At 56.4% G+C, this 13128-nt stretch carries 10 protein-coding genes; 3 read left to right on the forward strand and 7 right to left on the reverse strand.

The features are described from left to right. Window positions 1-426 (forward strand): IS200/IS605 family transposase (gene tnpA / locus HW932_RS20600; protein WP_222932473.1); only part of this gene is annotated, 426 nt, incomplete at its 5' end. Here the strand turns inward: tnpA and HW932_RS21690 are convergent. The 6 genes from HW932_RS21690 to iscB form a co-directional block, all read right to left on the reverse strand. Beyond that, entirely contained in the window at window positions 375-1025 is a 651-nt protein-coding gene (locus tag HW932_RS21690) for an A1S_2505 family phage non-structural protein (RefSeq protein ID WP_222932474.1), read from the reverse strand. The two genes, tnpA and HW932_RS21690, sit on opposite strands and share 52 nt — an antisense overlap. Window positions 1026-1064: 39 nt before the next feature. Next, complete coding sequence (locus HW932_RS20610; protein WP_176978339.1) at window positions 1065-2924, reverse strand: DUF262 domain-containing protein; 1860 nt, start codon at window positions 2922-2924, stop codon at window positions 1065-1067. Between the two features lie 80 nt (window positions 2925-3004). Continuing rightward, window positions 3005-3703, reverse strand: a complete 699-nt coding sequence (locus tag HW932_RS20615) for a hypothetical protein (protein WP_176978340.1) — start codon at window positions 3701-3703, stop codon at window positions 3005-3007. Between the two features lie 60 nt (window positions 3704-3763). Next, window positions 3764-4510, reverse strand: coding sequence for a hypothetical protein (locus tag HW932_RS20620; protein ID WP_176978341.1), 747 nt, complete (start codon window positions 4508-4510; stop codon window positions 3764-3766). Between the two features lie 7 nt (window positions 4511-4517). Then, a complete protein-coding gene (locus HW932_RS20625; protein WP_176978342.1) occupies window positions 4518-5735 on the reverse strand; it encodes a hypothetical protein in 1218 nt (405 codons plus the stop codon). Between the two features lie 66 nt (window positions 5736-5801). Then, the gene (gene iscB, locus HW932_RS20630) at window positions 5802-7151 is read right to left on the reverse strand and encodes an RNA-guided endonuclease IscB (protein ID WP_176978343.1); all 1350 of its coding nucleotides are present in this window, start codon (window positions 7149-7151) and stop codon (window positions 5802-5804) included. A 290-nt stretch (window positions 7152-7441) separates the two neighbouring features. Between iscB and HW932_RS21695 the strand changes: the two genes are divergently transcribed. Then, on the forward strand, window positions 7442-7585 hold the full coding sequence (locus HW932_RS21695) for a hypothetical protein (RefSeq protein WP_222932475.1): 144 nt from the start codon (window positions 7442-7444) through the stop codon (window positions 7583-7585). 626 nt (window positions 7586-8211) lie between these two features. Here the strand turns inward: HW932_RS21695 and trfA are convergent. Beyond that, window positions 8212-9051: a plasmid replication initiator TrfA gene (gene trfA, locus HW932_RS20640; protein WP_343047441.1), complete on the reverse strand. Its 840-nt coding sequence runs from the start codon at window positions 9049-9051 to the stop codon at window positions 8212-8214. A 242-nt stretch (window positions 9052-9293) separates the two neighbouring features. Between trfA and HW932_RS20645 the strand changes: the two genes are divergently transcribed. Beyond that, window positions 9294-13079, forward strand: a complete 3786-nt coding sequence (locus tag HW932_RS20645) for a hypothetical protein (protein ID WP_176978346.1) — start codon at window positions 9294-9296, stop codon at window positions 13077-13079. Window positions 13080-13128 lie beyond the last annotated feature (49 nt).

Here is a 13128-nt window from a genome sequence, read left to right on the forward strand (position 1 = left end):
AGCCTTAGAACCAGCAACCACAGTGCTTACAGGCTTTATTATCATCTAGTGCTGTCAATGAAGTATCGGCACAAATGTCTGACGGCACCGATGCTCGCACGGCTCGAAGAGATCTTGCGTGACCTGCTGACCCAGTGGGGGTGTCAGATGGTCGAATTCGGTGGCGAGGCCGACCACGCGCATCTGCTGTTCGAGGCTCCGCCCACGGTCAAGCTCTCCGATCTGGTCAAGAACCTGAAGTCCGTCACCGCCCGCCGGATGCGCAAGGAGTTCGCCCAAGAACTCGCGCCGTATTACTGGAAGCCCTATTTCTGGAACCGTGCCTATGCCCTGATCAGTGTGGGCGGGCGTGCCAACATCGATACGCTGCTGCGCTATATCGAAAACCAGGATGACCCTCGCAAGCTCGGGCTGCCGCTTGACTGACGCATCACGCTTCGCGTCGAGGCGCAGGATGCGCGGCAAATTTGCTCAACGAAGGAGCGGATGTGCTCCTCGATCACCTCCAGAGGCAAGACGTTCAGGTCGGCATCTTTGGTCGGGAGCGCGTAGGACTGGCCCATGCGCCCGATCCCGCGTCCAGGGATTGCACCGAAGCGTTCACGGGCCACACGCGCCGCCCCCGCACCATGTCGACCGGCGAGGTTGGAGCCGAAGACGAAGATTTCGCCGTTCAGGGAGAGGGTGCCGTCCTCGTGCGTGGGGCAGGCGTACAGGGAGCGCAGTCCGCCCTGGGCTTTGATGTATTCCAGGACATCGCGAATACATTCGGCATGGCAGCGGGCCGGCGCACAGGAACACACCAACGCCTCGGCCGACCGCAGGCGGCCCAATGCAGCCAGGATGATGGGATCCTGTGTGGCGATCCGTTCGTGCAGCCATGTTTGGTAGAGGGCGATGACGGCGTCGCCATCTCCGTGCTCGCCAAGGACGAACGGATTTCCCAGGGGTGTGCCGCGCCCGACATAGACGGACGCTGCGGGAAGGGTGCGACCCTGAAAGTGGTGGCGGTTTAGGATGTCCATGAAGTGAGTCCCTTCACGCGAGGGGTGAACGGAGCCTTATCAAATAAGGATTTGTTGTTTCGCTTGCATATTCATTTGCTTTTCAATAAATGACGCTTTCGCGTTGGCTATTGAGAAATAGTCATTTACAATATCCGCGATATTTTTTAATCGATCTTTAAGCACTTGCCTGGGATCAGCCGCCTCATTTTTCCACATGCTCTCTGGCAGAACATTTTGACTAAAAATATATTCAGCATGACTGCCATGAATTGATTTAAGCTCTCGAAGATACAAATACGGGTGTTTGTCTTTAATTTCGCGCTGATTGCAAGCCCTGTTCAGCATAACAATATTGGCTACAGAATTAAATATTTTTTCTTCTTCCCGTTTTATCTTTGCTTTTGGGTAAAGGTGATGCTGATCCATCAATTCAATGTTGGATTCTTTGATTGAATTACCCTCAAGGTCGATCGTGAATTTGCCACCAGCTTTTTCGCTATAAAGGATATACATGATAGCTTTGAATTGCTGGCGACCCACGCCCCATTGCTCCATACGATCCGGCGAAATTGTTGTCGAATAATGCGAAAATGGATATCTATTTTTTTCAAACTCATGGGCGTTAACAAGATGCTTGCCGAGCTTATGGAGTTCCATAACTACATCAAGATTTGATTTGTTGAATGTTTGCCCAGATAAAATCAAATCGAGCGCGTATCTCTTAATTTCTTTAATAAATACTGGCTCATCAAGAAGCTTTGAATTAACCATAACAATGGCTGTGGCGTACTCTAAAAATGTTCCATTAATCAAAGTCAGAAAACGCTCTTGGTCTAGCCTAGATATAAATTTCAAGATCGTATCAGAATATTCTTGCCACGCGCCAAACCAATGATCTGCATTTTTATCAAGCATTTCCTTGTTGGTAATACTAGGAAACAAATCTTTGGACAGGTGATCAGCGATTGATGCGCAACGTATAAATGGTGCTAAATCGGAATAAGTCTTGCCATTTCCACCAAAAAAAAGATTGATCGCACTTGAGCGGTAATTTCGGTTTTCTGCAGCAACACGGAGAGATTCGCTTATGAAGTCGGCCAGCCCTATTTGATAGGAAGGGTTGGCGCTTTCAAAGCTTTTAGCATTAACAAGGTCAAACAATGTCAGTTTTTTTCCTGATGTATTCACCTTTTCAAAAACCCGAATCACCAAGCTAAGATCTGATTCCGCATTAATCTTAGTAAGTGGAATTCCGTATGACCCCATAGCACCAAATACAGCATTAAGATAGTCAGTGTATTTATCAAGGAGTTCATCAGGCATCCCTTCAAACGCCCTAAGAAAACGAGTAACAGCTGATCCAAAGCGATTCTGAATAATTAGGCGCCCATGTATAAAACGATAATTTTGCCTGAAATCACCTTCGCCGCCACTTTTCTTGTCAAATGATCTGCATAAATCCGAAGTGATTGATGAGTATCCATTGCGGCGGTCGTTTCTTCCCTTCTTAAGTCGCTCATAGATGGGGGGCATATTGCGTATAGCGTCTTCTGGAAACATATCATCAAGAATAGAAAGCATGTCAAAATAATAATCTTTTTTTTCATCATAGCCTAGAAATAGTTTTGCTAAAGACGTTATACGCTGCTGACCATCGAGCACATAGTTAGGCTGCCCCCCCGAATCAATAGCCCCATGGGTCTTGAGCGGTGAAGCTGTAAGTTTCAGTGTGCCATTTGCTGGCATCGTGAGCATTGATGAAATTGGGTAGCCACGAACAATTGAGTCGCCAAGACTTTCAATATCCGGAGTTCGCCACACAAAGTCACGCTGGAATTTTGGGATGAGAAAGTTTCCCTTCTCAATTTCATCTATTAACTCTTTAAGGCTAATATCAACATTCGTAAGCGCGGCCATTTATATCTCCTTTTATGTTCTTCAATAGAGCCATGTTATAGCTTGGAGGAAAAAATATGAATGCTGCCTTATAAATCTGATTAAGCCGCGTACCCACGCAAATGTTCAACATCCAAATCAATTTCGAACAAGAGTCGCCCGACCCCGGCGTTGTTTCTTCCCGCCTTGAACTCGACGCCGGCCTCAACCACTGAACCGAGCGCCTCACCTAACATCTCACGCGCCAGAGCGTAGAGTTCCTGGGTCTCGACATCGTCCAGACTCTGATCCGCCGTTAACCGCTTGAGCACGCGCACGGGCGGATAGTCATCCTCTATCATGCGATATCGGAGATTGATGGTGTAGCCCTTGGGAGGTTGCTCAGGTTTTTCCACCGCCTCACGGACACCAGCCCGATACAGAATCGGAGGGATCGGTGCACCCGCTTTTTTTAAGCATTTGAGAATATGGCGCGGCTTGACGTGCGATGAAAAATTCAGATCTGAGCGTCCGATACCATGGTCGGTGTAAGACTTCCAGCGAATGACCCCATCGGGACGCACAGCGTAAGCCGGCAGAATCGTAATAATTCTGCGCGTTTCTCTATCGTGAATCGCCAGGTAGGCCTGCGTATCAGCCTCCGACCAGAACAGCCGGATGGCGTGCGTGCTGAAACCGGGGTATTTCATCTGGATACCGCGCTGAACCACAGCATCGATCTCATCTGGATGGATCGATGTGCGCTCACTTAGGCGCAGCTGCGCATGTTCTGTCAAAGTAAAAGGTGTTGTGTTCTGCATGATACCGATGATCGATTTCGCGCCGAACAGCCACGCGGGGGCTGTCGGCGCGTTTGCCGACTAAACAGCCGCAGCGACTGTTGGCTTCTGCGACAGCGCCAAATATTCCTTACCAATCTGGTACAGATAGCGACGCTTGCTCAAGGCCTCAAAATCCGGCGGATCATCCGGAAGCTTTGAGCAGAGAACGCGATGATGGTTCTTGACGAACGTGATGAAATCATACCAGTGTGATTCGATGTAATCGGCAACCTGGCGAATATCCTCGGAGGAGGGGACACGCGGGGCGCGTGCAAGACGGTGCTGTTCCGACTGAACGGGGGGCGGGGGCGGGAGATCCTGGATTCTGTGCGCGCTTTGCAGAAGCTTTCCCCAGCGCTTTATCAGATAGTCTCGACCGCCGGTGAGAAGTTCTGAGCGTCCGATCTCCCTGAAAGCGTACCACTCCTGGGGGGAGAGGCGATCATAGCGATCTGTTGCAGCGACGTTGACGGCACGTTCCAGACTTTTCCAAACGTCCTCGTCCGAGAAGGGCTTGATGGCGAATCCAATGAGTTCGCGCATCGTTGGCGGGAACTCGAAGCCGGACGTGCGGAGGGCATCCAACCGTTTGTACGTATCCCAAATAGCTTCTGGCTTTAGTCCGGACTGGATGAAAGCCTCCGACCAGGACTGCACGAGATCCGGGTCGTCGAGCCATTTACGGGCCTGGGGCCAGTCGTAACCGATGCGCTTGATGAGGGCCAACACAAAAAACTGGCGTTCCTGTAACGCATCCAGAGCCGGTTGCGCCTCGGGTTCCGGCACCGCCGCATCAGGCTTCGGCCGGCTCGCAGTAGTATTCGGCCTCGATACACCCATTTGGGTCGACGTCGAACGACGCTGACGAGGGGGTGAGACGTCCTGTTCGCTCGAGGTATTCTTCCATTCCGGGATAGTCTCTGATAAGATCTCTGAGAGTGTCTTCATCTGATTTCTGCCTTTTTAGGTGTTGCAAGACGCTTTTCGTCGTTGGTTGCTCGCCCCGACGAATCAAATCAGAGGCCGCCGCATCCACGGCGGCCTTTCCATATGTGGCGACAATATTGGCCGCGATCTGGCGGTCATTGTCGTTAAAGGTCGCGATGGCGACTGCACCGTCTTCCTGGTACTTCTCGACGTAGTTCCCCTCAAGCACTTTGGTGAAGTTGCTGGGCTTCATCAGCCAGTCAAAGTCGGCACGCCATTTGGCTTTGCGGCCGATCAGGAATGGGCAACGCGAGACAAGCAAGAAGAAGTGGTCGAAAAAGCGGAGTCCCGCCTCAATCGGGTCGCCGTCCGGTGTGACGAATTCATCAAAGTAGCCGGCTTTCTGTGCCTCATCCCAGCGCAAACGAATCGCTTTTTGACGTGCGCGATTCACGGTATGCGGCTGCGGAAGCATGGGCAGGTGGTCTCGAAACAGTTCGAGCACCTTTTCGTAAGGAATCTCGGCACCGCGCCGCTTGGTGGCCTCGCGTCTGGAGGCCTTATCGGCGAAGCTCGTGTCCGTCTTTTCATCTGTCGGCGTATCTGGAGACCCAAAGTCAAAGGACTGCTGCGCCCCCCCTCCCACCGTCTCACCGGGCACGGAGTGCTCCGGCGGTGCCTCCTGTTCGGATCGTGCGGTATTGGAGATTTCGGTTGCCAACTCAGGAGGCGGGGAAGGCGTACTGGGTTCTGCCTGAGCAGCCGCTAGAGGTGCGACGTTCGACAGCGTTTGCTCCAGGAGCGCTTGGATCTGCATCAGCTGCGCGCTGACCCTGGCTTCCAGGGCGATCATGGCCTCGACCATCGAGGCACGATCGTCGGCCTTCAGCCGGTAATACCCCCACCGACAGCCGCCCATCTCGATCTGACCATTACGGCACAGCCGCGTGACAGCACGTGAGACCCTTGAGCGGTGCACCCCATGGCGTTGCGCAATATCACTGCAATTTACGCGCGCAAACGTCTTGGCGTTCAGTACCGCCAGGACGTCGCGTTCAATTTCTGCGTTTTTCTGGAAATCCATCCGTTTTGCGCGAGGGACTCCGTCGTTCAGGGCGGAGGGGGATAGCGCACCGCGCGCCAAGCGCGGTCAGGCCGCCCGTCTCGCTTCCTCCGTTAGCGTTTTAGGGTTGAACGCATAGCCATAGCCATCGGCGCGCTGGAGCACCCGGCAATGGCGGTGGGAAAGACTGTCCACGACGCCAGCGGCGGTCTGGATGTTGAAAACCCCCCTCGCCCGCACGGCCACGCGCCCGACATGAACCCCGGCTTTCTTGCCGGTCGGTACGCGAGCGATCACGCGATCCCCGGTCTGGACGCCGTGGACGCGCTTGTGGCGCATCAGATAACCGCGCGGGAAGCCGAAACGATCCGGGCGCGTGCGCTGGTAGCGGCCGCGCCCGGTGGCACGGATGGCCAACGTCGGGCATTGCCAACCGGACAGGGTATCGACCTGGCCCACGCAAGCCGCATCGAGCGCATGGGTCTTGGGGATGTCCAGGCGCGTGCGGTTGAACTTGGTCCGCCCGCCGGAGCCGGTTTCGACCGGCAGGCCGGTCGCTTGGAGTGCGCCGAACAGCGCCCAGCGGGTCGCATTGACAGCAGCGGAGTCTTTCAGCGGTGCCTTGGCCTGAGCCTGGATCCGGCGCAACACCTCGGGCTTGCCTTTCAGGAAGACTTCGACCGGCTGCGCGCCTTTCTTGCGGTTGCACGGCGAGCAGGCCAGTGTCAGGTTACTGACCCGGTTCGAACCGCCGTTGGAACGCGGCACGATATGCTCGATCTCCAGCGGTACGTTCGTCGCCCCGCAATAGGCACAGGTGCGATGCCAATTTTCGAGCAGATACTCGCGCACCTCGTAGCCGGCCAGCGTTCCCTGTTGGTATTCGACCCCGCTGATCTCCGGGTTCTGCATGGCCTGCATGTCGAAGCGAACCAATTCCAGGCCGATCGCCGACAGCGGGGCCAAACGACGCAGGCGCGCGACCCAGTTGGCCGTGGTCTCGACCTGATGACGCAGGCTTGGAGCCAGCCAGCCAGCGGGGCGAGTGCGGTTGTCGAAACGCGGTGCCCGATGGCGCAGGTTGGCGGTACGACGGCGACGGCGGAAGGCGGCGCGCGCCGTCAGTGCCTCGCGGATCTGGTGTCCGCGATGCGTCAGTTCCCCGAGCCACCGGACATGGGCCACGCGCTCAACCGCGCCCGTGTCGGGGTCAATGGTTTCGGATTCGCGCACCAGGGCCAGCCCCGTGGTCCGACTGCCCGGATCGAGTTTCAGGCGCAGCGGTTGAACCGCCCCGCCGATCCGATCCTTCAAGCGAATGGTGAACGGGGCCAGACGCACCACCACCGCGCGCCCGCGCTCCAGTAACAGCCGCGCGCGTTTCTCCGTGCACGGCATCAACGGACGTTTCTGTTTGTCGAGTACGAATACCGCCATCGGTCTGTTCCAAAACGTGCCCTTACGGGCCTGGTGACGGAGCCTCGCGGCTCGCTCCCCTCGGGAATGTCTGCAACCGGCTCCCGCCTCGCGGCGGCGATCAGAACCTTCGGCGCTTTGCCTTTCGCCTGCATGATCCTGACCTTCCAGGGTCCGGGACTGAGGAAGCATCCCGGAGTGGGTCTCAACGACCTGTTGCCAACGGAGCGGGTTTTCACCGCTTGCCCTGGTCAACCTAGCTCTTTCAAGCTCCGCCCTTCAGGGCGGGGTAGTTGACGCTCAACGAGTGAATGCAGAACCCGGTTCGCAACGGTATGGGTCACGCCGATATCGCGAGCAACTTGAGCAACATTCACGCGCCGGAAGACATCGGTGCTACCGGCCTGTTCCAGGAGCAGCTGCTCGATCATGGCCTGTTTTTCGTGAGCTTTTAGCATGTTTTGTACGCCTTTTTCGACACAGGAAATACTGCATTGTATTGAATATGCGTGTCAAGGAGCTTTTGTGCACGCCGCATCTTCGCGCGCGGATTTCGGCCATGCCGCGCACTTTTTTGCTTTATGCGCCAATGACTTAAACCGAAATTGCGCAGAACTGCGCGGGAGTGCCGCAAGGCGCGTTGCTCCGGGTAGGCTGAAAGTGGCAGTGCGTCGACGCCTTTGCACGGATTTTTGCCTTAAAAATCAGCATGAAAGACTCGAACTGTGCAGAACCGTGCGAGAGTGCTACAGGGCACGTTGCTCCGGGTAGGTTGGCACGTTGCTCCGGGTAGGTTGGCACGTTGCTCCGGGTAGGTTGGCACGTTGCTCCGGGTAGGTTGGCACGTTGCTCCGGGTAGGTTGTGCTCCCAAAAATCGCATGCAAGCTCCTGTTTTTGAAAAATAAAATTCACTTCCCACCGACTGCCAAGAAGTATTTAAGAAGTATCTTTTAAGAAGATATTAAGAAGTCCCCCCTAGCCCCCCAAAGGGGGGCGTTTGCCGCAACAGCCGATCTCGCGTCGAAGGGGGGCAAAGGCACAGCCAAGCGCCGGTGGAACGGGCAGGGGGGGGCGTAACGGCTATCGAACGACCGTTTGCTTTTTGGGCGCTACAAGCCGGATAGGACGTCCGACTAGGCAGTCACTGCCCTGATCGATGTCGAGTTCCCAGCCTGTCGCAAGGTTGAGGGCAGCGAGCGCCTTGCGCAGATGCTGGCGAAACCGCCACAACTCGGCATATTCACTGCTGCTCAGTTCCTTGAGCAGCGAAACCCCGATAGGTGTTGGAACCCGATGCGAGGCTAAGTAGGCGTAAAGCCATTTGGCTAAGGCATTGCGACCGAGTTTCGCTCGAATGTCGAGACTGAGCTTCGTCCAGCCGGATTCGGCCCCAAACAGGATCGCCATCCTGGGATTGAGCTTGATGACCACATGCTGGGTGACGCTGTCGCGAAACACTTCATCGATCAGACTGCCCTCGTAACTGTAGCGATCCCCCTTGAGGTCGATGGCTCCTGATTTGAGCTTGGAGAGACGTCCGTCAAGCAGATCCTGATTGGGGCCGGTATTTTTGAGTCCCATCAGTCGCAACAGACGCTGTCCGCTGACGCAAAAACGCCCTTGGAGATCCGCCGGGCTCTCGTGGGCGGCCTGTAGGACGGCCAGCCAGCAATCCAGATCGCCCTGATCCAGACGCAGGCCTGTGTAGATCAAGCGAAAGTTGGACAACGAAGCAAGGGTTTCTCGCCGCAACCCACGGCGATTGGTCGCATTGGCACCGGCAAACAGCGCACAACGCAGCGTCGCGTTCGGCGCCGCCAGCGCCCCGTCTCGCGCCACGTTCGGCAGGATTTTGAGAAAGTGCTGCATGCTGTCGAGGTTGGAGACCATAAAATCCCTACATTGCTGTTTTTTATGTATCTATTTTACCTGCAAAAACCTGGATTTTTGTAGTATCTCTTCGCAGACAGAGGCTTAAGCACACACCCGCTCGGCGCGTCGCGTCGCTCAAAAAAGGGATGATGTGTCATGCATAGGCTTTTTCAGCGGCCAAAGCATGACATTGCTTTGTTTTTGTATCAAAATACCCAGAATCACCGGCGCGCACGCGCACCTCCCCGTAGTCTGCCTGTTGATCTTCCACAACTTGCAGGAGCAAATGGATGCCGTTTCGAAAAAATATTCTGACAGCCGCCGTTTTGGCCGGTATCACCGGCGGTCTCTCACCGTTCGCGCAGGCCGACATCGTGGCCGCTGTTTGCCAGGTCAACGATGTGGACGGCTGTGCCGGCGGATCTGCTCTGGTGACGGGCAGCGGCATCCTGACCCTGAGAGGCTATGCCTACGACATCGAGACGAGCGATCGTCCCCAGCCGGGCGGGTATATCCAGATCCGCAACGAGGACACCCTCGCGATTTACAGACTGCCAATACGCCGTATCGAGGCGCGCCCCGAGATCCTTGGCCCTAAACTGACGGGTACGATCAGACCCGAACAGTATTCCGTCGTGAACGCCGGTTTCATTGCGCAGGTGTTCATGGCCTCGCTTCCGCCGGGGAGCTACGCCGTGGTTGAGGCACGGATCTCGATGGAGAAAGCTGGCCTGGTCAGCGTTCCCCTGGACGCCGGCAACCGCGCTACATTCCGGCTGGACGAGTCGAACAGCCCCTTTCGTTTGGTCGCCACCGATGGGACGGTCGTTCCTCTGGGCTTGACGCGCAACAGTTCGGGAGCGCTGCGTGCAGCCGGATACCCGCCGTTACGCGATGGCCAATACCGTATCGAGGCGCAACTCAACGCGATTACGGGGGCCGTACAATCCAAAGTGGATTTCAACTACCAGCGCCCTGTCATCGATATCCCAGTGTCCGTTCCGCTCGTGCAGGATTTCCCTGGCGTGATTCCCAGAATTGCGCCGATCAACCCGCTGACCAAGCGCCCTATCGACAGGGAAGCGTTGCCGGTGATCGTGGATGCCGTGGACAGCGCAACGGTCAAGGTTGATGGGGGGGTGCTTCAAGCGGGGCAAGCGCGCGAGATTGCCCGTCAGACGGGGGTATCCGGTGTCTATCGCGCCCGCTTGACCGACGAGATGGATAGCACCGGACAACAAACGGTCGGATTGTTCGTGAACCTGCCCGATGCCCCGAACATCCGGCTCAACGTGCGCCGCTGGAATCCGGCGGATTTGATCTCCGTGACACCCTCCAGGCCATCGGTGCCGATCAAGGTCGAAGATATCGACATCGACGCCAAGCTCTCCGGCGGCGCGGCCGACACCTGCCAGACCCTGACCTTGGTGCGCCCCGATTTTCGTCTAGCCCAGGCATCGGCCATCCTTTGTGCGCTGCGTTGGGCTGAGCTTCCGGAAGGACTGAAGTACAACCCCTATCGCGCCAATGCCTTGCGCGGGTCTGTACCCAATCTGGGCGACAATGCGTTCAGCTATACGCCGGGAGTGGTCTATACCGACCCGATTGAAAAAACCACGCAGTTCTACCCGGCAAAAACGGGGGATGGCTCCCTCTTGCTTCAGGGAACGTCGCCGACGACGATCGCTTTTACTTTTCGGCCGCACCGATCATTCGAGGCGTTTTATGCCAGCAGCGGTTCGCAATTCCCCGGAAAATATTTTGCGCAGACCGATCCCAATCAAGAGCGATTGGCGGGCCTGCTCAATATCAAAGGCGGTCATCGCAATGTTCGGTCGCGTGTGACGTACCCCGATGGTTCCGAGCGTGAGCACTATAGCTCTGTGCAGGAATCGAACATGGCCATGGTTCTGCATGTCGATGAGCCTTGGGAAACCTACCCCGTCAAGGTCGAAAGCTGGTATGAGCGGGCACCGGAATTTCGTACCGAGGAGACGCTCGAATTTGTTGGGATCCCTTTGACTCCGGTCGTCGACCTGGAGCGAGAACTGTCGAGCCACGATCATACGAACACCGTTGTGAACGGCTACATGGGGATCGTCAAAGGCCGGGATGTGACGTTCGATCCGGCGAGTATGGGGCGCTGGCAGGTACAGATCGTCGAGAAAAAAAGCGGAAAAACCGAAGACGAGTCCGCCTTGTCGCCCCCGGTTGAGATCCAATCGGACGGCACCTTCTCCGTGGATCTCGGGCAACTGTCAGCTGGTTCAAGAACCATCCGCGTGGTGGCGCAGATGCTCGATGCGGCAGAGGGACTCGTCAATCACCGCATTGAGTCGAAAGATCGAGTGCTGGTCACGCAGCGCGGCAATGTCCTGGAAGGGTCGCTCAGTGCCCGGCAAAGCAGCGGCAAGATTCCGTTCCGTCAAACGATTTACTTCTCGCTGCGGGACTCCACGCTACTGCGTAATGTTGGATCCGTTCGCTGGGAACAGGAACGCGAGGATGGTACATGGCAACGGATCATGCGCAATGGTGCCACGGAGTACACAGGGATGAACTATGTAGCGGAGGTCGCCGAGGCCGGCAAGCGACGTTATCGCGCCATTGTGACCAACCGTTTCTCGGGATCCGAGTTCGTGACCGAACCCTTTGAATTGCAGGCTTACAACCTGCCCAGTTTTACGGTGGAAGCGCCGGCCGCGACGGTCGTCGGCAAACCCGTGACGTTGACCGTCAAGCCGGACAGCGGGCTGGATGCCGATTACACATGGTCATTCGTCTCCAGCGCCATGGTCGAAGAGGCCTCGGATTCTGGCGGGATGACCTTCACCTTCACCCCCAAAGAATTGAAATCCTACGTCATTGAGGTGAGCGCCCGCGAGCGAGGGGCGCCGGAAACCGCTCAGTCCGCGGTAAAGAAAACCGTCTCCCTCAAAGCCGTCAACCCGCTGGCGGCACGCGCCACCTTGTCCGGGCCGACCTTTGTCGAGGCGGGGAAAACCTACCGCTTCCAAGCTCGCCACAATGACGTGGTCTCCAGCAGCGTCAACAAATCTTATGAAATCAAGGGATACTGGTCGCTTCCGGATGGATCCCGCGTCGATGCGCTGGAACTTGATTACACAGTCCAACCCGCCGACACCGGTCTGAGTTATTACACCTACGTCGATGGCTATCCGGAAGAAACCTCGGTCGCCTTCCATAGCATGCGCACATGGGCGTATCAATGGCCCACCGACTGGCGTATTCAACTCAGCCCCATCTTCTTGGATGTTCCAGCCTCGATCCGCTACAGCATCGCCCCGGTCAATTTCGATCTGCGCACGCTCAATGGTGAGCCGCTGACCTACACATGGTCACTCCCCAACGGCGTGATTCAGCGCGAGAGCGGCAACACCCAAGGCACATTGGAGATCAGCCAGCATGGCACCTACCAGATTGCCGTTCAGGTGGCGGACACGCGGGGCAATGTGGTCAATGTCAGCAGTGATCAGTTCAGTGTGCTGCCGGCCGCTACGGTCAAGGCGCAAGCCAACATCGTGTCCAAGTATGGTGAGACCTACTATGCCCCAGGCTCCTACTACGTGAGCCTGAAGGTCTTGGAAGTCCCGCGCGGTGATCGCTTCCTGAAAAACGAGGTGCTCATCAACGGTCAGAAGGTCGGGGAGTTCGTCGGCTCCGGAACCTATGTATCGTTCACGCAGCCCGGTGAGTATGAAGTGGTGCTACGCACACTCACCCGACTCGAAAACTATAGCGAGAACACGCTCAATGTGATGGTGGAGGCACCGCCCGAACCGCGTTGCTCGGTCGACAGCAAGATGACGACCTCCGGCCCCTATCTCACGCCCAGCTGCACAGTGGACGCCGGCTACGTGCGCTCCTACACATGGAACTACGAACTGGATGGTCAGCCTCAGCGCTCGACATCCAAGGCGTTCGTGGTGATGAAAGCCTGGCTGAATGGGGATCGCATCCGCAATCTGACCCTGACGGTCGAATCGGATCTGGGAGCCCAGTTCAAGCAGGACATTCCGCTGTCGGATCTGACTCAGCAGATCGCCTCGCCTTGATCTCCGGCCGGTTCCGCTCCACCGGGGACGGAACCGGCCAAAACATCCT

It is taken from the genome of Allochromatium humboldtianum (assembly GCF_013385175.1).
Classification (GTDB): Bacteria; Pseudomonadota; Gammaproteobacteria; order Chromatiales; family Chromatiaceae; genus Thermochromatium; species Thermochromatium humboldtianum.